The 21010-nt window shown below is 72.0% G+C and carries 15 protein-coding genes and 2 pseudogenes; 12 read left to right on the top strand and 5 right to left on the bottom strand.

Translation table 11 applies throughout. The annotated features are described in order from the left end of the window. Nucleotides 1–128 precede the first annotated feature (128 nt). The 3 genes and pseudogenes from ACIGG8_RS29455 to ACIGG8_RS29445 all read left to right on the top strand — a co-directional run bounded on the left by ACIGG8_RS29455 (nucleotide 129) and on the right by ACIGG8_RS29445 (nucleotide 3299). The gene (locus tag ACIGG8_RS29455; RefSeq protein ID WP_396551805.1) at nucleotides 129–986 is read left to right on the top strand and encodes an ASCH domain-containing protein; all 858 of its coding nucleotides are present in this window, start codon (nucleotides 129–131) and stop codon (nucleotides 984–986) included. Between the two features lie 228 nt (nucleotides 987–1214). Beyond that, nucleotides 1215–2811, top strand: a pseudogene (locus ACIGG8_RS29450) (molybdopterin oxidoreductase family protein); the annotation flags it as partial. Further along, the gene (locus ACIGG8_RS29445; protein ID WP_396551804.1) at nucleotides 2808–3299 is read left to right on the top strand and encodes a hypothetical protein; all 492 of its coding nucleotides are present in this window, start codon (nucleotides 2808–2810) and stop codon (nucleotides 3297–3299) included. The pseudogene ACIGG8_RS29450 and the gene ACIGG8_RS29445, both read left to right, overlap by 4 nt. 119 nt (nucleotides 3300–3418) lie before the next feature. Here the strand turns inward: ACIGG8_RS29445 and ACIGG8_RS29440 are convergent, their stop codons facing one another. After that, the gene (locus tag ACIGG8_RS29440) at nucleotides 3419–3787 is read right to left on the bottom strand and encodes a MarR family winged helix-turn-helix transcriptional regulator (RefSeq protein ID WP_396551803.1); all 369 of its coding nucleotides are present in this window, start codon (nucleotides 3785–3787) and stop codon (nucleotides 3419–3421) included. A gap of 3 nt (nucleotides 3788–3790) precedes the next feature. Here ACIGG8_RS29440 and ACIGG8_RS29435 point away from each other — a divergent pair, with 3 nt between their 5' ends. Further along, on the top strand, nucleotides 3791–4204 hold the full coding sequence (locus ACIGG8_RS29435; RefSeq protein WP_396551815.1) for an SgcJ/EcaC family oxidoreductase: 414 nt from the start codon (nucleotides 3791–3793) through the stop codon (nucleotides 4202–4204). Between the two features lie 660 nt (nucleotides 4205–4864). On the opposite strand, the gene ACIGG8_RS29430 is transcribed toward ACIGG8_RS29435, so the two are convergent. Continuing rightward, the gene (locus ACIGG8_RS29430) at nucleotides 4865–5572 is read right to left on the bottom strand and encodes a YqjF family protein (RefSeq protein WP_396551802.1); all 708 of its coding nucleotides are present in this window, start codon (nucleotides 5570–5572) and stop codon (nucleotides 4865–4867) included. Nucleotides 5573–6124: 552 nt separating this feature from the next. Here ACIGG8_RS29430 and ACIGG8_RS29425 point away from each other — a divergent pair. After that, nucleotides 6125–6301: pseudogene (locus ACIGG8_RS29425) on the top strand (IS5/IS1182 family transposase); the annotation flags it as partial. A 157-nt stretch (nucleotides 6302–6458) separates the two neighbouring features. Here ACIGG8_RS29425 and ACIGG8_RS29420 read toward each other — a convergent pair. Together ACIGG8_RS29420 and ACIGG8_RS29415 are read right to left on the bottom strand one after the other, a co-directional pair. Next, entirely contained in the window at nucleotides 6459–7379 is a 921-nt protein-coding gene (locus ACIGG8_RS29420) for an alkaline phosphatase family protein (RefSeq protein ID WP_396551801.1), read from the bottom strand. Nucleotides 7380–7381: 2 nt separating this feature from the next. Next, nucleotides 7382–9511, bottom strand: coding sequence for an alpha-galactosidase (locus ACIGG8_RS29415; protein WP_396551800.1), 2130 nt, complete (start codon nucleotides 9509–9511; stop codon nucleotides 7382–7384). A gap of 173 nt (nucleotides 9512–9684) precedes the next feature. On the opposite strand from ACIGG8_RS29415, the gene ACIGG8_RS29410 reads away from it, so the two are divergent. From ACIGG8_RS29410 to ACIGG8_RS29385, 6 genes are all read left to right on the top strand, one after another. Then, on the top strand, nucleotides 9685–10845 hold the full coding sequence (locus ACIGG8_RS29410) for an ROK family protein (protein WP_396551799.1): 1161 nt from the start codon (nucleotides 9685–9687) through the stop codon (nucleotides 10843–10845). Between the two features lie 158 nt (nucleotides 10846–11003). Then, nucleotides 11004–12275: an ABC transporter substrate-binding protein gene (locus tag ACIGG8_RS29405; protein ID WP_396551798.1), complete on the top strand. Its 1272-nt coding sequence runs from the start codon at nucleotides 11004–11006 to the stop codon at nucleotides 12273–12275. Next, nucleotides 12275–13264, top strand: a complete 990-nt coding sequence (locus ACIGG8_RS29400; RefSeq protein ID WP_396551797.1) for a carbohydrate ABC transporter permease — start codon at nucleotides 12275–12277, stop codon at nucleotides 13262–13264. The genes ACIGG8_RS29405 and ACIGG8_RS29400 overlap by 1 nt, the downstream gene beginning before the upstream one ends. 4 nt (nucleotides 13265–13268) lie before the next feature. Next, nucleotides 13269–14114, top strand: coding sequence for a carbohydrate ABC transporter permease (locus tag ACIGG8_RS29395; protein ID WP_396551796.1), 846 nt, complete (start codon nucleotides 13269–13271; stop codon nucleotides 14112–14114). A gap of 267 nt (nucleotides 14115–14381) precedes the next feature. Continuing rightward, the gene (locus tag ACIGG8_RS29390) at nucleotides 14382–16352 is read left to right on the top strand and encodes a glycoside hydrolase family 5 protein (protein WP_396551795.1); all 1971 of its coding nucleotides are present in this window, start codon (nucleotides 14382–14384) and stop codon (nucleotides 16350–16352) included. 54 nt (nucleotides 16353–16406) lie between these two features. Next, entirely contained in the window at nucleotides 16407–18155 is a 1749-nt protein-coding gene (locus ACIGG8_RS29385) for a glycoside hydrolase family 35 protein (protein ID WP_396551794.1), read from the top strand. A 620-nt stretch (nucleotides 18156–18775) separates the two neighbouring features. On the opposite strand, the gene ACIGG8_RS29380 is transcribed toward ACIGG8_RS29385, so the two are convergent. Continuing rightward, entirely contained in the window at nucleotides 18776–19177 is a 402-nt protein-coding gene (locus tag ACIGG8_RS29380) for a hypothetical protein (RefSeq protein ID WP_396551793.1), read from the bottom strand. A 554-nt stretch (nucleotides 19178–19731) separates the two neighbouring features. On the opposite strand from ACIGG8_RS29380, the gene ACIGG8_RS29375 reads away from it, so the two are divergent. Continuing rightward, nucleotides 19732–20424 (top strand): hypothetical protein, encoded by a 693-nt coding sequence (locus ACIGG8_RS29375; protein ID WP_396551792.1) that lies wholly within the window; start codon nucleotides 19732–19734, stop codon nucleotides 20422–20424. The last annotated feature ends 586 nt before the right edge of the window (nucleotides 20425–21010 follow it).

Here is a 21010-nt window from a genome sequence, read left to right as displayed (position 1 = left end):
GCTGTGGTGGCCCATTGATGCCGACGGTGAAGGCAGGTGCCCAGCCAAGGCAAGCCGAAATCCCGTGGAGCCCACCAGCGTGGCGTGGAATGCTCTTCGGCGACTGCTGACGGAAGGGAAGGCCAAAGGTGTACGTACCGTCATCTGCACGAGCTCTCGATGATGACGAGCGTGAGCTCGTCGAGCTGGCACGCCGCACCATAGACGTGCATACCGACGCCGGGCCCGACGAGGACGGGATCCACACGGTCGGCGCCGCGGTCATGGCCGCCGACTACCGGATGTTTGCCGGCGTGAACCTCTACCACTTCACCGGCGGACCCTGCGCCGAACTCGTGACTCTGGCGGCCGCGCGAGCCCAGGGCGCCCGCCAGATGCGCTGCATCGTCGCTGTGGGAAACCACGGGCGCGGAGTCATCGGCCCGTGTGGGCGCGATCGGCAGGTCTTCGTCGACTACTACCCCACCATGCGCGTCATCGTGCCCACGCCCGCGGGGCTCAGGTCCGTTCTCGCCGCCGACCTGATGCCGCTGGCTCAGCAATGGACTCCGGAGGCGGGCATGAACGCTCTCGACCCATCGCTCTTCCGAGACCCCGAGACGGCCGGTCCCCCGATCATCCGGTTCAACCCCCGCTACCTCGAAGCGGTCCGCTCCGGCACCAAGACCAAGACCACCCGCTTCCGGGACCCGGCCCAGCTCGGGCCGGCACGGCTGGTGTTCGAGAGCGACCCCGAGGTCGTCCTGTCGGCACAGGTGACCGGCATCAGGCACTGCCTGGTCAGCGACCTCACCAACCAGGATGCCCAAGCGGAGGGGCTGACGACCGCAGCCGAACTCCGGGAAGGACTCAAGAACCACTACCCGGGACTGGCGGGAACCGACGACGTCGACGTCATCACCTTCCAGATCAACGACGAGACGGGCGCCGCGTCAACCGCGGATATGCCAACGACGACTGGGCCGTCAGATGACGACGGGCGCTGAAGAGGCCACGATCATCCGGCTCCGGCTCCGGCTCCGGCTCCGGCTCCGAGGCCCCTTAGCCAGGCCAGGCCGAACCGGCGAGCCCGCTCCCGCCCTCGACCAGGCCACCCGACCCCGCCACCGGGCCCGCCCGCCGATCCCGCCCGACACGCCGGCCCCACTGTCCGGCTCCGCGCTGCGCCCGGGCCTGGTCGATGGCCTCCCCGTTCTGCGGTCCTGGTCCGCCGTGCGGCCCGACTCGCCGACTCCACCGTCGAGTGGGCCGCCGCGATCTGCGACGTGCCGGCCCGGAGGATCACCGAGGCCACCGAACTGCTGGGCGGCGCGCAGCGGCTGCTCTCCACCGTCCTGCAGGGCTTCTACCAGTCCCACCAGGCGACCGCCGCCGCCGTCCAGGTCAACAACCTCCACCTGATCCGCGGCATGCTCGGTCGCCCCGGCTGCGGCCTGCTCCAGATGAACGGCCAGCCCACAGCGCAGAACACCCGCGAGTGCGGCGCCAACGGCGACCTGCCGGGCTTCCGCAACTGGGAGAACGGCCGGCACGTCGCCGAGCTCGCCCGGATCTGGAACGTCGAACCCTCCCGGATCCCGCACTACGCGCCACCCACTCCGGCGATGCAGATGTTCCGGTTCGCCGAACAGGGCAGCATCCGGCTGCTGTGGATCAGTGGCACCAACCCCGCCGTCTCACTGCCCGAGCTGCACCGCATTCGTCCGATCCTGGGACAGGAACGGCTCTTCATCGTCGTCCAGGACCTCTTCCTCACCGAGACCGCGCAACTCGCCGACGTGGTGCTGCCCGCCGCGACCTGGGGCGAGAAGACCGGCACCTTCACCAACGCGGACCGCACCGTGCACCTCTCGGAGAAGGCCGTGGAACCGCCCGGCTCGGCCCGCGCCGACCTGGACATCTTCCTCGACTACGCCCGCCGGATGGAGTTCCGCGACCAGGACGGCGGCCCACTGATCACCTGGCACGACCCGCAGTCGGCGTTCCGGGCGTGGCAGCGCTGCAGTGCCGGCCGTCCCTGCGACTACACCGGGCTCGACTACGACAGGCTCCGGGGCGGCGGCATCCAGTGGCCCTGCACCGGACAGGCCCCGGAGGGCACCGAACGCCTGTACGCCGACGGACCCGCCTGGGCGCACCCCGACGCCTGCGAGAGCTTCGGCAAGGATCTGGTCACCGGTTCCTCCGTGACCGAGATCGAGTACCGTGCCCTGAACCCCGACGGGAAGGCGGTGCTCAAAGCCGCCGAGTACCTGCCGCCGCACGAGGACACCAGCGAGGAGTACCCGCTCCAGCTGAACACCGGCCGCACCCTCTACCACTTCCACACCCGGACGAAGACCGGCCGCGCCCCGCAGCTCAACGCGGCCGCCCCTGATGTCTGGGCCGAGATGTCGGCAGCCGAAGCCGCCGCCCGGGACCTACAGGAAGGCGACCTGGTCGAGGTCAGCACCGCGCGCGGGGCCGTGGCGGCCAGGCTGCGCATCACCGCCATCCGCGACGGCATGGTCTTCCTGCCGTTCCACTACGGCTACTGGGACACCACCGCGGGCCACCGGCCGCCCCAGGCGGGCCGGGCGGGCCGCGAACGAAACCACCGTCACCGACTGGAACCCCGCGTCCAAGCAGCCCCTCTACAAGACCGCCGCCGCCCGGGTCACGCTCCTCCGGCGCACTGACGGCACCCCCGGCCCCGCACCCACCACCACCGCTTCCGCGCCCGCCGAGCCCGGCAGCGTACCGGCTACCGTCGGCGGGCCCGCCGCCCACGCCACCCAGCACACCGCCGGAGAGGAAGGAACCCGGCCATGAGCGGCATCACCGTCACCCTCAAAGCCCTTCACCACGGCGAGCGCGACCTGGAGGAGGAACTGCTGAAGGTCGCCGAACGCCACCGCACCGACCACGAAATCCACCACGTCGCCACCGACCTCGCCCGTTGGTCCCGCGAGCACTCCGAGCGCCTGGCCGGCACCGGCCGGCACTACGGCCTCGACCTGTCCGGCCCGGCCGACGACCCCTCACCCGGATTCCTCGCGACCCTGCGGGAGAAGGCAGCCGAGGCCAACGGACGCCGCCCGGAACCCGGCCTGCTCCTCCTGCATGACCTGCGCGGCCTCCATCTCGCCGCCACCGAGAACTCCCTCCACTGGGAGATGCTCGCCCAAGCCGCCCAGGCGACCACCGACGATTGCCTCCTCGACCTGGCAACCGCCTGCCATCCCCAGACCCTCCGGCAGATGCGCTGGACCAATACGATGATCAAGAATCTCTCCCCCCAACTGCTCACAGCCCTGTGACCGGCGGACGCAGTCGGGGGGCCGGCCAGGGCTGAGCCGCGGCAACGACCGGATGCGCTCCGCCCTCGGTGTCGCCGCCGTCGCCCGGGTGTCGGCGGCCGCAACCACTGCCGTGGGCGTCAGCCGGTCTCGTGGTGGCGCAGTTGGTCCGCCGCGGCCTGGTAGGCGTCGGTGGCGCGGGCGAAGTAGTCGAAGAGGACTTCCAGCTGCTCGGGCGTGTAGCTGCTGAGGAGTTCGCCGATCCGGCGGCGGGCGGGGGTCATCGCCTCGTCGAGGCCGGCGGGCTTCCCGACGGGTTCGACGATCACCTTGCGCCGGTCATCGGGGGAGGGGGCACGGCGGACGTAGCCGGCCGTCTCCAGCCGGTCGACGAGGCGTGTGGTGGGGCCGGTGGTCAGACCCGTGCGCGCGCCCAGTTCCCCGGGGGTCATCGGGCCGCAGAGCTCCAGGACGTTCAGCGCGTACAGGTCGGTGGCGCCGAGGTCCACGCCCTGCTCCACCGCGGGGCCGCCGCCTGGGCCGCCGGCGACGGCGCCGCCTACGGTGCGTGCTTCACCGCCGACGCCACCGACGTCACCTACGCCGGCACCCTCTACCACGGCGGAACCGAGATCGGCCGCGCCCACCGAGCCCTGTGCGACAGCTTCCTCAAGGGCACCCGTCTGGACATCGACCTCGTCGACCTGCGCTTCTACGGCGGCGACACCGCCGTCGCAGTGACCCGCGGCGACGTGCGCAAGAGCAGCGCCAAGCCCGGCCGGCTCGGCAAACTCGCCACCTACACGCTGGTCCGCGAGGCCGACGGCCAGTGGCGCATCGCCGCCGTCCAGAAGACCCAGCGCAAGCCCCTCCTGGAGGCCCTCTCCTTCCGCTTCCGGCCCGACACCCGACCCGCCGCGAACTGACCGACTCCGGATCACCGCCCGACCGCCCGACCGCGCGACCACGCGACCACGCGACCACGCGACCACGCGACCACGCCTGACGCCGGTACCACACGTGACTGCCCCACGGCAGCCGGCCGGCCCCGCGATGGGTTCGCGCGGTGGGCTGCGGCATGCGGGTGGTCTGTCCGGTGCGCCCGCATGGGCGTCCGGCGGCCGGGTACCAGTTGCGTCCGACGCCGGCTTCCACACCACCGGAAAGACCGTGCTCCCCGGGGCGGGCACGGCCCTGGGACGCAACCGCCTCCTCGAACGCGGAGGCCGCCTGGAGGAGGCGAAGAAGTCCGCCACCCGCGATCCGCTCAAGGTACCCAGCGCCACCGCACGGAGGAGGCCCGAATGTCCGGCACACGATCTGTTGGCCCGCGACCTGGGTGGCCTCCTTGCTGGTTCGGGCGGCGTCCTGGGCGGTGGATTTCAGGGTGTCCAGGGCTTGGGCCGCGGGTTCGCGCAGTTCGTCTCGTAGTTCTTGGGCGGCGCCCATGGCGGCGTCCGCGAGGAACGTAAGCGAACGGTCCGGGAACTGCGCCAGCCCTGAAGGACCCGCAGCCGCCGAACGCCTGCGCGGCCGGGCAGCACGGCCCTTCCGAGCCGTCCTGACCCGTCGTCACCCGTTCCCGTTCACGAGGCGGGTCGGGTGACCCCCAGGCGCACCCGGCGGACCCCGTCCGAGAAGTGGACGACCGGCGGGTCCACCGGCTCGGGCAGGCTCGCGGCCGTGGTCAGGTCCTGGACGACGGTGACGTCCGTGGTGCTCCGCAGGGGCCACGGTTCGTGCTCCACGGGTGTCTCCCACAGCGCGCCGAGGTGGCGGGTGTAGGCGCGCCGGCGGGAGGTCAGCCATGTCTGGAAGTCGGTGGGTTCCAGGGCCGGCCCCGGGCGCAGGGCGATCCGATAGGAGGCGGTCTGGCCCGCTCGCCGGCCGCGGTAGGTGACCAGGCCCCGGCGCTCCTCGGTCTCCAGCCAGGCGCGCCGGTAGGGGGCACCCAGGACGGCGTTGGCGGCGAGGGTGAGCAGAAGGTGGGTGGTGTCGAGGGAGAAGAACCAGAGGTCGTCGCGTCCGTGCGGGCCGCGGACGTAGGTGCGCAGGTTGGCTTCCGGGAACGTGTCGGCCGGGAAGGGGACGCGACCGGCCACCCGGACCTTGGCCATGGTGAACGGTGTCAGCCCCACCCACGCCCGGTCCGTGTACCGGTCGACCGTCAGGCCTGCGGGAAGGAGCCGCTGGACCAGGCCGGGCGGGTAGGACCAGTGGACGAACGCCATCCCCAGCCACTGCATGGTCAGGGCCGGCGGAAGGACTCGCTGGTCGGGCAATCGCGTCGGCATGGTTCCGCGTATGCCCGGACGCAGGCTTGTGATACCGGGAGCCGCACCTCGCATCGACACCCCACACCAATGACCCGCGACCGGCTCCAGCACGCCCTCGAACACGCCGGGGACCGTGCCGCGCCGCCTCGCCCCACCCGAAACAGCCGGGCCACCGGCGGGCGCGTGTCCGTGGCACGGCCGGCGGCGTGCGGGAGACAGCGATGTTTGCTCCCGCGGATCGGGCAACAAGATGCCCGGGCGGGCAGTGCACGGGCTCGGCCGGCAGACCTCTCCCCCCGGTCTGCCGGCCGAGCCCGGGGGCGCACAGGGCCGCCACCGGAGCGGCTCATCCGCGATCCCGGCCGGCACGTCGATCCCGGCCGGCACGTCAGCCGCCGGTGCGGAACAGGTGGCCGGGCGAGCGGACCAGCTACCGAAGCGACCCGGGCCAGAGCAAAGGCCGCCGGACCGGCCGGCGGCGGCGCGCACCGTGTCGGGGTGGCGGGGAGGCACCGGCCCCGATCGGGATCCCCGCAGCCGTCCCGTTCGCCCTGCGCGCGGTGCTCTGTCCTCACGCCCGGCCAGGCCGGCGACGCGCCCGCGTTCGAGCACGTCACGGCAGCCCTGCGCGTTCCAGGGCCGGTCGGCCGGCCGCGGACCAGGCCCTCCGCGGTCCTGGCCGACCGGGCCCGCGGCAGGCGCTGTCGTGGGTGGCGGTGTCGGGGCTCTGCAGGTTCGTGGCCGCAGCGGACGCGGTGACCGGCGCGGCGCATCGAGTCGGGCCGGCGATGGCGCGGTGAACGAGACACTTCGGGAGGCGGCTTCGGCATGCCGGACTGCGGACTGCTGGCTGCGGACTGGGCTCCGGCGCAGCGCAGGGGCCGCATCCTGCGCAGCGGATCGGTCAGGCGAGGCTTGGCTCCCGTACGGCGAACGGCCGGCCGTCGAGGGTCCAGTGGTGGTCGAGCGGGATGTCCAGCGCCCGGTAGGCGTGTGCGGCGACATCGGCGTGCCGCAGCGCGCCGGGCGCCGCGTCGGCCGGGATGTCCGGGCCGCAGGCGGCGATCCAGGCGGTGCGCTCGGCCGTGCTGCGCCCTCCGTGGCCGCCCGCCTCGCGGTGGCCGTGGTCGGTGACCACGATGACCGTCCACTGCTCGTCGGCGCGGCCGGGCCGTCCGTCCAGCGCGGACAGCAGGCGGCCGAGGCGCCGGTCGGCGGCTTCGACGGCCTCGCGGTAGTCGGCTCCGCAGCCGCGGAAGTGGGCCGTCTCGTCGGGCGAGCCGAGGTAGACGAAGCAGGCGTCGAGCCCGGCCTCGCCGATGAGCAGTCGGGCCGCCTCGGTGGCCACGCTCTCGTCGCACTCCTCCCACGCCTCCGGGGTGTCGGCCTGCGGGGCGATGTAGCAGAGCCGGCTGGGGGCGAGGAACAGCGGGCCGCCGTCCTGCGCCAGGAACAACGGGGCCCAGCCGCCGACCGCGGCGGTTCGGCGGCCGCGTTCGGCGGCCAACCGGGTGGTGAAGTCCGGGAAGACGCGCAGGCGGTTGCCGCTGAGGTCGTTGCCCCAGACGGCGTGCTTGGTGACGTCCACGCCGGTGAGGATGGTGGCCCAGCACGGGCCGGACATGGTCGGGGTGGGGTCGTCGATCCGGACCGGGGCGAGGAAGCCCTGCTCGGCGACCCGGTCGAGGTGGGGGGTGTGCAGCTGAGCCAGCAGGTCGAGGCGGACGCCGTCGATGCCGACGACCAGGACGTGCCGGGTGGCGGCCGGTGCGGTCGGCGGTGTGCTCGGTGGCGTGTTCGGGGGCGTGTTCGGTGGCGTGATCAACTTCAGGATCCTGTCGTGGAGTTGGTCAGACGATCGGTTCGGCGCAGGCGGAGCAGCCGGCTGGCGTGGTCGCCCGGGGGAAGGCGCAGGTCGATGCCCCGGTGGCGGAGCAGCGCGCCGTCGTACTCCTCGCCGGTGTCCAGGTCGCGGTAGCGGGCCCGGCCGTCCAGAGCGGGCAGGCGCAGGGGGGCGGCCGGGTGGCCGAAGCGGGTGGTCGGCCGCCAGGCGAGGACGGCGTGTTCGGTGCCGTCCGGGGTGGCGTAGTGGACGGCGGTGACACCGCCGCCCGCGGTGAGCCGGTGCTGGACGCCGCGCTGGACCAGGGGGCGGATCTCCTTGTACCGGGCGACGAGTTCGGCGGCCTCGGCCAGCTCCTCGGCCGTCCAGTGGGTGAGGTCGCCGCCGAGGCCGAGTGCGCCGGCCATGGCGACGTGGAAGCGGAAGCGCAGCGGGGTGGTCCGTCCGGTGGTGACGTTCGGGCTGTCGGTGACCCAGGCGGCCATGGCCTGCGCGGGGAGCAGCTGGCTGAAGCCGTGCTGGATGGAGATCCGGTCGACCGGGTCGGTGTTGTCGGACGTCCACGCCTGGTCCGTACGGGCGAGCACGCCGAGGTCGACCCGGGCGCCGCCGCCGGCGCAGGCCTCGATCCGCAGCCCGGGGTGGTCGGCGCGCAGCCGGTCCATGATCCGGTGGACGGCGCGGACGTGGTCGATCCACACCCGGTCGGGGTCCGGGGCGCCGGGGCGGGCGGCCTCGGTGAAGGGGCGGTTGGCGTCCCACTTGAGCCAGTCCACGCCGTTGCCGGTGACCAGGGTGTCCAGCGTGCGGTGGACCCAGGTCTCCACCTCCGGCAGGGACAGGTCGAGGACCAGCTGGTTGCGCAGCTCGGTGGCGTCCCGCGTGGGGGCGTGCAGCACCCAGTCGGGATGGGCGCGGTAGAGGTCGCTGTCGCTGTTGACCATCTCCGGCTCCACCCACAGGCCGAAGTCCATGCCAAGGCGGTGGACTTCGTCGACGAGCGGCCGCAGGCCGTCGGGGAAGGCCTGCGCGCGGGGCGTCCAGTCGCCGAGCCCCGCCCGGTCGCTGGTCCGGGCGCCGAACCAGCCGTCGTCCAGGACGAAGAGTTCCACGCCGAGGCCAGCCGCCAGCTTTGCCAGCCTCCGCTGGCCCGCCTCGTCGACGGCGAAGCCCGTGGCCTCCCAGGAGTTGTAGAGGACCGGCCGGTCGCGTTCCGGTTCCGGCAGTACCCGGGTGCGGACGTGGGCGTGCCAGGCGCGGCTGGCGCCGCCGAAGCCGGCGGCGCTGTAGAGGCCGGCGAAGACCGGGGTGCGCAGGGTCTCGCCGGGGGCGAGGCGCCAGCTCAGGCCCTCGTGGCCGAAGCCGCCGGTCCAGGTGGTGCGACCGACCGGGTCGCGGTGCACGGTGATCCGCCAACTGCCGCTCCAGGCCAGCGCGGTGCTCCACACCTGGCCGTGTTCCTCCTCGGCGGTGCCGTCGTCGAGGGCCAGCCACGGGCCGGCGTGGTGGCCGGTGAGGCCGCGGCGGCTGGTGAGGGTGGTCTCGGCTACCGGGAGCCGGTCGCGGTGGAGCTGGAACTCGCTGTTCCAGCCGCCGACCAGGTGGCTGATCCGGTAGTCGGCGAGCGGCGGCAGCGTCCAGGACGCGGAGTCCAGGCGGTGGACGGTGACGGGCGCGTCGTCGCCGGTGTGGGTGAGCTCGGTCCAGCGCTCGATCACGTCGCTGTCCGGGCGCACCCGGTAGCAGAGCTCGGCGGCCAGCGGGTAGCGGCGGTCGGCGAGGCGCAGGCGCAGCTCGCCGCCGTCGATCCGGGGGCCGAGGAAGTGCCACTGGGCGCCGACGGTGCCGTCGGCGAACCGCACTTGGAGGCCGGCCGGGCCGAAGCGGGCGCCGCTCTGCGGGGCGAGCTCGTCGGCGGCGGCCTCGTCCTCGAAGCTGCTGTCGGCGGGGGAGCGGGGGGTGGTGAGGGCGGCGGCGTCGAGGACCGGGCCCCAGTGGAGGTGGCGCGGGCTGCCGTCGGCGCCGATCCGAACCGCGTACACGCTGTTCGGGGTGCGCAGGACGGCAAGGCCGAGGGCGGGGTCGAAGGAGACGGCAGGCGTGGCGGCAGGCACGGAGGGCCTCCAGGGAGTGCGGGGCGGAGCGAGGGCCGGGGCGCCGGCTGGCGGCCGTCCCGCGCGGGGTCCCGGTGCCGGGATGGCAGGCACGGAAGTGTGCTGAGAGTAGGCTGAATATTTCCTGGAATCAATACTGGACGAAGTTATTTATTTGGCGGTAGGTTGCAGCCGTGTTTCCGAACCATGCGCAGCCTCTGGTCACCGCACCCGCCGAGACCGCCATCCTGGCCCTGCTGCTGACCGAGGGTCCGCTGAGCCGGGTCGAACTGGCGCGCCGTACCGGACTGTCGTCGACTGCGATCACCAAGTCCGCACGGCCGCTGATCGACGACGGATACCTGCACGAACTCCCGCCGGAGCGCACCGCCCCGGGGGCCGGCCGACCGGTCAACCCACTGGCGGTCACCGTCGAGCGGGAGTTCTTCGTCGGCGTCAAGATCAGTGCCGATGCTCTCTTCGCCACCGTTTGCGACCTGCGGGCCGGCATGCGGGCCACAGCCGGCCGCGACCTCGGCGAGGACCGCAGCCCCGAGGCGGTGTGCGCCCTGCTGTGCGAACTCGTCGACGTGGTGCTCGACGCCGACCCGGCGTTCCGCGAGCGCACCCGCCACCTCGGCATCGCCGTCTCCGGCGACGTCGACCGCGCCGCGGGCCGGGTGCGCTACTCGGTGCTCCCAGGCTGGCGGGACGTCCCACTGGCCGCCATGGTGGCGAGGGCGACCGGCCTGAGCGTCACCGTGGAGAACGACGTCAAGGCGCTCACCGTCGCCGAGCACTGGTTCGGCGAGGGCATCGGCACCGAGTACTTCGCGCTGGTCACCATCGGCGCGGGCATCGGCTCCGGACTGGTCGTCAACGGCCAGCTGATCGCCGGCGCGTACGGCGTCGCCGGCGAGATGGGCCACATCTCCATCGACCCGGCCGGACCGGTCTGCCACTGCGGCCAGACCGGCTGCGTGGAGGCGATCGCCTCCAGCGACGCCATCCGGGACACGGTCCGCGCCGCCACCGGGAAGAAGGACCTCGACTTCGACGACGTCGTCCAGCTCGCCCGCAGCGGTGACCCCGCCGCCCGCGACGCCTTCGCCCGGGCCGGCCGGGCGATCGGCACCGGCATCGCCACGCTGGTCAACCTGCTCGGCCCCGAACGGGTCGTGGTCACCGGCGAAGGCCTCGACACCTACGACCTCTTCGGCGTCCACATCAAGGACGCCTACGCCGCCCACTGCTTCAAAGCCGCCGCGAAGTGCCCGCTGACCCTGCGTCCGCTCCCCTGGGAGGAGTGGGCCAGAGGAGCCGCCGTCCTGGGCATCCAGGCGCTCTTCCCGTAGAGCGTCGCACCACCCCGGCTCCGACCGTGCAGCAGCGCGGCCACCTCCCGGCCTCCACAGCGCCACCCCACACCCGGCCGATGTCCGTCCTTGCCTGGCAGCAAACGACGGCGGACACCGACCGGGGACACACCCACACCCACCCTCAAGGATGCGACATGAGCGCACACCGAGCACAGCTTAGCCGACGCGGATTCCTCGGCGGCTCCCTCCTGTTCGTGGCCGGCGCGGCGGTCGGCTGCAGCACCGTCCCGACCGGTTCCGGCTCCTCCGGGGCGAAGACCACCCTGAACGTCTGGTTCCACGCTTACGGCGAGGCCGGCACCCAGCAGGCCGCCACCCGGTACGCCGAGAGCTTCACCAAGGCCAATCCCGACATCGCCGTCAAGGTCACCTGGGTCCCCGGCGACTACACCAGCAAGCTCAACGCCAGCCTGCTCACCGACGGCGCCCCGGACGTCTTCGAGATCGGCGACTTCAGCCAGGCGCTCGCCCGGCGCGGTCAGATCGCCGCCCTCGACGACGTGTACGGCAGCGTCAAGTCCGACTTCAGCCAGGGCAACCTCGACTACATGACGGTCGACGGCAAGGTCTACGGCGTCAAGTCGATCGACGACGTCATGATGCTGTACTACCGCAAGAGCGCCCTCGGCAAGGCCGGCATCACCCCGCCGACCACCTTCGACGCGCTCGCCTCCGCGGCCAAGGCCCTCACCACCAAGCAGAACAAGGGCCTGTTCATCGGCAACGACGGCATCGGCGACAGCCCCGTCCTCGCGGTGCTCTCCAACGGCGGCGACCTGGTCACCGACGGCAAGGTCGCCTTCGACTCCCCGCCGGCCGTCGAAGCGGTCACCGCGCTCAAGCGGCTCACCGACGACCAGTCCCTGCTGCTCGGCTTCACCACGGACTGGTGGGACCCGTCAGCCCTCGTCCAGGCCGTCGTGCCGATGCAGTGGTGCGGCCTGTGGGCGATGCCCGCCGTCCAGACCGCGCTCGGTGACGACTTCGGCGTCCTGCCCTGGCCCGCGCTCAAGGCCGGCGGCAGCCCCGTCCTGCGGGTCGGCGGCTGGACCTCGTGCGTCAACGCCAAGGGCAAGCACGTGGACGCGGCCAAGAAGTTCGTCCAGTGGCTGTGGGTCGACCAGACCGACCTGCAGAAGGACTGGTCCGAGAACTACGGCTTCCACGTCCCGCCGCGCGCCACCGTCGCGGCCACCGCCGACAAGCTGGCCAAGGGCACCGCCAAGGAGACCGTCGAGCTCGCCGCCACCTACGGCAAGCACGTCCCCAACACCTGGGACAGCGAGGTCTCCACCCCGTTCAACGCCGCCGCCAAGAAGGTCGTCACCGGGCAGGGCGACCCCGCCCAACTCCTCGCGGACGCGGCCAAGCAGGCCCAGACCGCCCTGGACAAGCAGCGGTCGTGATGAACAGCCTCTCGGACACCACCCGGCGCTCCGAGCGAGCCGGGCGCCCCCCGGCCACGCCGCGGGGCCCCGTCCCGGCCCGCCGCAGACGCGCCGACCTCCGGGCCTGGGGAGCGTTCGCGCTGCTCACCGCGCCCATGCTGATCGGGCTCGGCATCTTCAAGTACGTGGCGATCGGCTGGAGCTTCCTGCTCAGCTTCAGCGACGCCCACGGCACCATCGCCCTCGGCCGCTGGGTCGGCCTGGAGAACTACCGGCAACTGCTCGCCGATCCGGCCTTCCGCTCCTCCCTCGGCCAGATCCTGCTGTTCACCGCCGTCATCGTCCCGGTCACCTTCGCCGCCTCGCTCGGCCTCGCCCTCCTGGTGCACCGCGTGCGCCGGGGCCGGGCGGTGGTGCGCACCGCCTTCCTGATCCCCACCGCCGTCTCCTACGTCGCCGCCTCGCTGCTGTGGAAGATGTGCCTGTTCAACGGCCTGCCGGCGGGCATCGCCAACACCGTCGGCGGCTGGTTCGGCATGGCCGCCGTCCCCTGGATCCAGACCACCGACCCGCCGCTCTACTGGATCGTCCTGATCACCGTGCGGCTCTGGCTCCAGGTCGGATTCTACATGGTCCTCTTCCTGGCCGGCCTGCAGGCCATCCCGAAGGACGTCCACGAGGCCGCCGCCCTCGACGGCGCCACCGGATGGCGGCTGCTGCGCCGGATCACCCTGCCGATGCTCCGCAACACCTCCGTCGCCGTCCTGATGCTCCAGTTCATCGCCGCGTTCCAGGCCTTCGATGAGTTCTACAACCTGTTCAGCAGCGGCCTCTCCGGCACCGGCACCGCCCCCGTGCAGACACCGCTGGTCTACCTGTACAACACCGCGATGGGCGCCCAGAACTACGGTCTCGGCTCGGCCGGCGCCTTCGTCCTCACGGCGCTGATCGTGGGCGTGACCCTGATCCAGGGCCGCATCACCGGCTTCGGCAAGGGCGAGGAGTAACGACGTGAAACCCACCCGGACCCTCGCGGGGGGCACCCGCGCAAGCCTCCGGGGCCTGCTGGTCGGCGCGCTGACCGCGGCCTTCCTGGCCCCCTTCTACCTGATGCTGCGCAACGCCCTGATGGACTCCCGGTCCATCACCTCGCCCCGGTGGACCTGGTGGCCGCAGCGGATGCACTGGGAGAACTTCACCGCCCTCTTCTCCGACCCCACCCTCCACATGGGCCAAGCCCTCGGCAACTCCCTGCTCATCGCCGGGATCACCGCCCCGCTGTCCACCCTGCTCGCCTCCGCCGCCGGCTACGCCTTCGCCCGCATCCCCGTCCCCGGCCGCGGCGCACTGCTCGCCCTGGTGGTCGCCACCCTGATGATCCCCGGGTCGGTCACCTTCGTACCCACCTTCGTGGTGGTCGGCTCGATGGGCGGCGTCAACACCCTGTGGGGCGTCATCCTGCCCGGGCTGTTCAACCCGTTCGCCGTACTGCTCTTCCGCAACTTCTACCTGCAGTTCCCGGCCGAGATCGAGGAGGCCGGACGCCTCGACGGCCTCGGCTGGTTCGGCGTCTACCGCCGGATCGCCCTGCCCTCCTCGGGCGCCATGCTCGCCTCGCTCGGCGCGCTCGCCTTCATCGACAGCTGGAACGCCTTCCTGTGGCCCCTGGTCATCGGACAGGACCCCTCCGCCTGGACCGCGCAGATCGCCCTGTCGACCTTCCTCACCTCGCAGACCATCAACCTCCCCGGCCTGTTCGCCGGCGCCGTGGTCACCGTCGCCCCCCTGGTGGCGATGTTCCTGATCGCCCAGCGGTACATCGTCGAGGGCATCGCCACCAGCGGCCTCAAGGGCTGAGCCGCCCACCGTCGTTCCGGACCTCGGCCCGGGACGCTGCACCCCGCCCCCCACGAGCCCACCGGGCCCGGTCGCACGAGACGTCGCCGCGGCCGGGACCCGGCTCGGGCGCGACCGCCGATGCCCCGCCCGGACCGTCTCGCCCGGGCCGCTTCCCCCGTACACCCCCCGGACCCTCGTGCTGCCCCGCCCAGCGGGCCCGGGGCCCGCCCCACGCCTGCACCCCAACCCTCCACCGCACCCCTCGACCCCACCCGGAGAGCCGCCATGAGACGTGTCAGAGCCGCCACACGGGCACTTCCCGCCCTGCTCGCCGCCGCCCTGCTGGGCGTTTCGGTCCCCGGTACCGCCGCCGCGGACACCACCCCCGCCGCCACCGCTCCGGTCGCCACCGTTCCGGTCGCCCTGACGGGGGCGCAGTTGTCCGCGTCCTGGACCGGCCCGCTGTCCACCCGGGGCCGGTACGTCGTCGACGCCGGCGGCAACCGGTTCAAGCTCAAGTCCGGCAACTGGGCGGGCGCCCAGGGCACGTACGAGGGCAGCGGCGACGTCAACGACGTGAACAACCACCAGGCCCACCAGATGTCGAACAACATCCCGCTCGGCCTTGACCGCGCTCCCATGTCCAAGATCATGGCCGACTTCCACTCGCTGGGGATCAACAGCATCCGGCTGCCGTTCGCCAACGCGATGATCCACGACACCACGGTGCTGCCGGACTCCGCCGTAGCGGCCAACCCGCAGCTCAAGGGCAAGACCCCGCTGCAGGTCTACGACGCCGTGGTCGCGGCACTGACCGCAGACGGTTTCGCGGTAATCCTGAACAACCACACCACCACGTACCGGTTCTGCTGCGCGCTGGACGGCAACGAGCGGTGGAACAGCGGGCAGACCACCGACCAGTGGGTCGACGACTGGGTGTTCCTGGTCAACCGGTACAGGGACGACAAGCGGGTGGTCGGCGCCGACCTGCGCAACGAGGTCCGCCGCGACTGGAAGGACGACCCCAACTGGGGCTGGGACAACGACTTCGACCTGTACAAGGCCTTCCAGCTGGCCGGCAACAGGATCCTCCAGGCCGACCCCGACATGCTGATCATCATGGAGGGGATCAACTGGCAGGGCATCCCCCAGGGCATGTTCGAGCACGGCCGACCGATGCTCACCCCGGTCGGCAACCTCTCCAACACGCTGCTCGACTCCGGCAAACTGGTCTATTCCGCCCACTTCTACAGCTACACCGGCCCGCACCACACCGGCGCGAGCGGCGGTTGGCAGAACGGTGAGACCAACGACCCGCGCTACCGCGACCTCAGCCTCGACGACCTGGTCAAGGCCGTCCACGACCAGGCGCTGTTCGTCACCGACGAGGGGCAGCACTTCACCGCCCCGGTGTGGATCAGCGAGTTCGGCGCCGGAGGACGCAACACCGATCCGGCCGACGCCTCGGTGGTCAAGGACCGGGTCTGGCTCAAGAACTTCACTGACATCCTGGTGAAGAACGACGCCGACTTCGCCCAGTGGCCGCTCATCGGCTGGACGGACAACACCGGCAAGCCCGACGACGACTGGGCGCTGATCAACTACGACGCCACCGGCAAGCGCCTCAGCGTCGAGGACGCCGGTGACTGGCGGGCCACCGACTGGAACAAACTGGTCAATGCCCCGGCCAAGAGCGGCCCGATCGCCCCGGTCGACCACTGGAACATGCTCGACCTCGACCACGGCGACCACAACGCCTCCGCGAGGATGCAGGCCAAGGACTGGAGCGTCGGCAACCGCAAGGGCACCTGCCCCGACAGCCAGCGCACGGTCGCCATCGCCCGCAGCAACGACCGCGGCCTGTGCACCGACGCGAACGAGCCCGCCAAAGGCACCGGCCCCTGGACCGTCGTCACCGACGAGCGCTACGTCACCCACGGCGACTGGGCGTCCGGCTTCAACAAGCTCCAGTGCCCCGACGACACCTTCGCCGTCGGCTACGGCGTCAACGGCAACGCCATGGCCGCCCTGCTCTGCGCCCCCGCCGCCGGGACGCTGCCGCTGACCGGGCGCAATGTCTGGTTCGACCACGGCGACAACCGGCCCGCCGCCGGCGGTTCGGTCGAGAGCGACTGGGCCCCCGGGGCCTACAAGGGCCAGTGCACCGACAACGAGTACCTCGCCGGCGTCGCCTACACCTGGCGGTGGCAGCACGGCGGCGCCCCCGACGCCCTGCTCTGCCGTCCCCTGGCCTGACCCTGTCACTGACCCCGCCACGATCCCCGCCACCTCACCGAGGAGTACCAAGGCATGCCCCAGTTGGAGATCGCCGAAGACGGCTTCCGCCTCGACGACCGGCCGTTCCGCATCATCTCCGGCGGACTGCACTACTTCCGCGTCCACCCGGAGCAGTGGGCCGACCGGCTCCACAAGGCACGCCTGCTGGGCCTGAACACGGTCGAGACCTACGTCGCGTGGAACCTCCATGCCCCCCGGCCCGGGGAGTTCCGGCTGGACGCAGGTCTCGACCTGCCCCGCTTCCTCGACCTGGCCGCCGCCGAAGGGCTGCACGTGCTGCTGCGACCAGGCCCGTACATCTGCGCCGAGTGGGAGGGCGGCGGCCTGCCGTCCTGGCTGCTCGCCGAGGACGGCATCGAACTGCGCAGCCGCGACCCCCGGTTCCTCCGAGCGGTCGACGACTACCTCTCCGCCCTGATGGCCGCCGTGAAGCCGTACCTCTCCACCTCCGGCGGTCCGATCATCGCCGTCCAGCTGGAGAACGAGTACGGCGCGTACGGCGAGGACAGCGGCTACCTCACCGACCTCGCCGAACTGCTGCACGCGCACGGCGTCGACGTGCCGCTGTTCACCTGCGACCAGCCCACCGACCTCGCCCGCGGCGGCCTCGACGGAGTGCTGCGCACGGTGAACTTCGGCAGCCGCGCCGAAGCCGGGCTCGCCGAGCTCCGCCGGATCCAGCCGACCGGGCCGCTGATGTGCTCGGAGTTCTGGATCGGCTGGTTCGACCGCTGGGGCGCCACCCACGTCACCCGCGACCCGGCCGACGCCGCCACCGAACTGGACAAGCTGCTCGCCACCGGGGCGTCCGTCAACATCTACATGTTCCACGGCGGCACCAACTTCGGTTTCACCAACGGCGCCAACGACAAGGGCACCTACCGGCCCACCGTCACCTCCTACGACTACGACTCGCTCCTCGACGAGGCCGGCGACCCCACGCCCAAGTACGAGGCGTTCCGCGAGGTCATCGCCCGGTACGCGTCCGTCCCCGCCGAGCCGGTGCCCGCCCCCGGCCGCAAGCTCGCCCCCAGGACGATCGACCTCACGGAGCGTGCCGGCCTGCTGGACCAGGCCTACGCCCTCGGCCGCGCCGTGTTGTCGGACCATCCGCTGACCATGGAGCAGCTCGGACAGTCCTTCGGGTTCGTGCTGTACGAGACGACCCTTCCGCTGGCCGGTCCGACCGTGCTGCGGACCGACGCGGTCCGCGACCGCGCCCAGGTCTTCGTCGACGGGCAGCCGGTCGGCGTGCTGGAGAGGGAGAACCACGAGCACGCGCTGGCCTTCGCCGTCCCCCGGCGCGGCGCGCACCTCGCCGTGCTGGTGGAGAACCAGGGCCGGGTCAACTACGGGACCGGCATCCACGACCGCAAAGGCCTGCTCGGCCGGGTCACCGTCAACGATGAGGAACCGACCGACTGGGACAGCCGCCCGCTGCCCCTGGACACATTCGATGCCCTCACCTTCACCGCCACCGCGCAGCCGCTGGTGGGACCGGTCTTCCACCGCGGAACCTTCGAGCTGGGCCGGCCCGCCGACGGCTATCTCGCCCTGGGCGGCTGGACCAAGGGCCAGGTGTGGATCAACGGCTTCCCGCTCGGCCGCTACTGGTCCCGCGGCCCGCAGACCACCCTGTACGTCCCCGCGCCGGTGCTGCGGCCCGGCCCCAACGAGATCACCGTCCTCGAACTCCACGCCACCGCCGCGCGCACCGTCGAGCTGTGCGACCGGCCCGACCTGGGGCCCACCCAGGACTGAAACCGTCCCCGGAGCACGACCGTGCACGGCAAGCTACGCCCCATCGAGCAGCGCCTCAAGCGGGTGCTCACCGAACGGATCCGCCGGGCGAGGGCGAGTTGCCGTCCACGGCCGGGTTCACCTCCGCGCGGGGATCCGGAACGTCCCCGGCGAGCTGCCGCGCTCCCGTCCGCCGTGGGCCTCGCCGCGACCTACGCGGACCGCAGCCGCGTCGGGGGCCAGCACTGGTAGGAGTCTGTGATCTGGTGATCCGAGTCCATCCGCCGTAGTGGTGGAACACGCGTGCGTGCGCTGCTCGGTCCTGACCGTCATCCCGCAGGAGCGGCCACGGCTGGTCGAGATCCTCCAGCAGGTCGCCGAGTTCAGACAGGCTCTCGGCGGGGTCTCGACGGTTCACCCCCGCATCCTGGCACCCCGGGGGGCAAGACCGAGACGGCGGCCCTCCGTCCCGCGAGCACCCGGCGGGACCCCGGACAGCGGTCAGGCAGGATGCACGCCAGGCCACGTCCGCTGGCTCTCGGTAGGGGGCGGCGGTCGAACCCTGCGGCCTGGAGCTGCGTCACGCAGGTCGAGGGCGCCACCCTTGCGAGAAGCGTGCCGCCGCGATGGCCCGTTGCTGGTCAGCGGTGGGGGCGACCATGCCGACTGACGAGCCGAAGGCGTGGGGATGGCAGAAGAAGGCCGACGAAGCCGACTTGGAAGAGGATCAGACCGATCAGCCACCACCAGCCGCCGAAGAGCAGTCCGGAGAACATCGCTGGTCCACACAGCGCGAAGGTCATCACGGTCCTGTGGTACTCGCCCTCCCGCATGGGGGCGGACAGCAGGAGAAGGACCAGCGACGGCAAGCCGACATAGATCAGCAGAGCCAGCCCCAGATCGGCGAATGCCCCGTCCACCCCCCTGAAGAGAGCGAACCCGCCGACCACCGCTCCCCAGCCGCCCGCAAGGGCGATCAGGTATCGGGCTGCCGCACGAAGGAACCACGCCGGGGCGTTCTCGGCTCTCAGCACCATCCCCATCGGTACCTGCTCCCCTGGTCTCTCCCACGGTCGTTGTCGTCGCAGGAAAACTGAACATGTTCAATATAACCACGCTCCTGCTCGCAGGCGCCGGCATGCAAGACTTCGAACCTTTCTGCAGCGCCGGCGAGTAGGCCCCAGAGCGGGACCGGCGGCGGCATCATCGACCCAGCGGACTCCCAGGTCTTGTGCCAGGCCCAGGTATCGGTCGGAGGCGACCAGGCCGTACAGCGCGAGATCGCCGAGCGCCTGCCGGACCACCTCGTTCGACGCCGCGCCGGGCGCAGCCGTCGCTGGAGCTGGCCGCGGTACCCGGACGCCGGAATGGTTACCCTGCCGGTGATGCGGACCCTGCTCGGCCCAGCCTTCGACCGCGGCGGACCTGCTCTGCACGCCCCCGGAGCTACTCCCCGGGGAGTAGTGGAACCGCCTTCATCGGTAGGACGACGCCGCACGGTAGTTCCGGGTTTGCTGGGCAAGCCGCGACAGCAGGGGACGCCACCTCTGTCGACGCGGGCGCTCCTGTGTGGTCGGACTCGGAAAATGAGGGGGACATGGAGAACAGCAACCTAGGTCGGGGGTGGCGACTCGGCGGACCGGTCTTCGTGATCGGCTTCATCGCCAGCCTGGTTCTCGGAGCGGTGCTGGCCAGGGGTTCCGTCTTCCTGCCCACCGCTACAGCGGGCCAGTTGCGGGGCTACTACGAGCACAGCGGTACGGCGGTTGCCGTGTCCTCCCTGCTCCAGTTGGTCGCCGCCGCAGGACTGCTCCGGTTCGGCTTCGGGGCATCCACCGCAGTGGGTGCCGATCGCCGGGCGCGGTACGCGGTCTGGCTTGCCGCCGGGGCCTTCGCGGTGTCGAGCGCGCTGGCCCTGGCCCTGGCAGCGGTCGCGACCCGTGCGGGCGACGCCACCCTTGTCGTCCTGGCCCGGCTCACGCTCGCGGTGGGCGGCCCGATCCATCTGGCCGGGCTCGCCGGGCTGCTGTGGTACGTCTCACGACGCGCGCTCGCCCAGGAGCGCGGGCCACGGCGGCTGCTTCTGTTCGGTGCCGCCGCCGGCCCCCTGCTGCTGCTCTCCCTGATCTCGATACCGGTGCCCGCGGCAACCCGGGTGGAGCCCCTGTGGCGGCTGCTCGCCGCGGTGTGGATCACCGGTGTCGGCGCGGCCGGGCTCGGCCGCGCCGACACCGGTGATCCTGGCGCTGCATCGCCTCGCACCGGGAGGGAGTCGTCGGCCAAGGGCTGAGGCCTTGTCGGTGAATTGTGCGCGGTGCAGTGGACGGCCGCCACCCGGTCGGCGCGGGGTGGCGCCTGCTGTGCGCATCCCCGCGGCGATCAGCTCGTCCAGGGCCAGGGCGTGCGCTGCAGTTCCTGGCTGATCCGGATCAGCGAAACCTCGGCGGGATCGGGGCTTCGGTGCGCCTGAGGGGCCGGTAGGCGGCTTGTCGGCAGGGGTGTGGCGGCCGGGACGGGCTGGGCGTGGTGAACGGGCGCTGGGCCCCCGGGCCTGGACCGCGGGGCACAGCGACTGCGAAGCCGGCGTGGTTGCGCCTCCGGACTGCGCGTGGTCTGGTCGACTGCCGCGCTGCCGGCAGGCCGTTTCGGGCCGGAGGCCCGCGTCCTGTCCTGGGCTGGTGCCGAAGGCCCAGCCCGCGGTGCAGGGGGGCGCTCGATCAGTCGTCGGTGTCTCGGGGTGCGGCTACGGCGTCGGCGAGAGCGGTGCGGTGCTTTTGGCCCTTACCCGGGCTCGACGATCTGCCCGCAAAGACTGCTGCAGAACTTGTTGCGGCTCGGGTCGAGGAATTCCTCGGCCGCCGCCGGGTCGCTCCTCA

This window comes from Kitasatospora sp. NPDC085464, assembly GCF_044541955.1.
In the GTDB taxonomy this organism is placed as follows: Bacteria; Actinomycetota; Actinomycetes; order Streptomycetales; family Streptomycetaceae; genus Kitasatospora.
This window is presented reverse-complemented; position numbering and strand designations above follow the sequence as displayed.

What these genes read in the sequence shown, in the direction of transcription:
- ACIGG8_RS29445 (WP_396551804.1), top strand. Translation starts at nt 2,808, where the DNA reads ATGAGCGGCATCACCGTCACCCTCAAAGCCCTTCACCACGGCGAGCGC.
- ACIGG8_RS29430 (WP_396551802.1), bottom strand. Translation starts at nt 5,572, where the DNA reads ATGCCGACGCGATTGCCCGACCAGCGAGTCCTTCCGCCGGCCCTGACC.
- ACIGG8_RS29405 (WP_396551798.1), top strand. Translation starts at nt 11,004, where the DNA reads ATGAGCGCACACCGAGCACAGCTTAGCCGACGCGGATTCCTCGGCGGC.
- ACIGG8_RS29400 (WP_396551797.1), top strand. Translation starts at nt 12,275, where the DNA reads ATGAACAGCCTCTCGGACACCACCCGGCGCTCCGAGCGAGCCGGGCGC.
- ACIGG8_RS29390 (WP_396551795.1), top strand. Translation starts at nt 14,382, where the DNA reads ATGAGACGTGTCAGAGCCGCCACACGGGCACTTCCCGCCCTGCTCGCC.
- ACIGG8_RS29385 (WP_396551794.1), top strand. Translation starts at nt 16,407, where the DNA reads ATGCCCCAGTTGGAGATCGCCGAAGACGGCTTCCGCCTCGACGACCGG.
- ACIGG8_RS29380 (WP_396551793.1), bottom strand. Translation starts at nt 19,177, where the DNA reads ATGGGGATGGTGCTGAGAGCCGAGAACGCCCCGGCGTGGTTCCTTCGT.
- ACIGG8_RS29375 (WP_396551792.1), top strand. Translation starts at nt 19,732, where the DNA reads ATGGAGAACAGCAACCTAGGTCGGGGGTGGCGACTCGGCGGACCGGTC.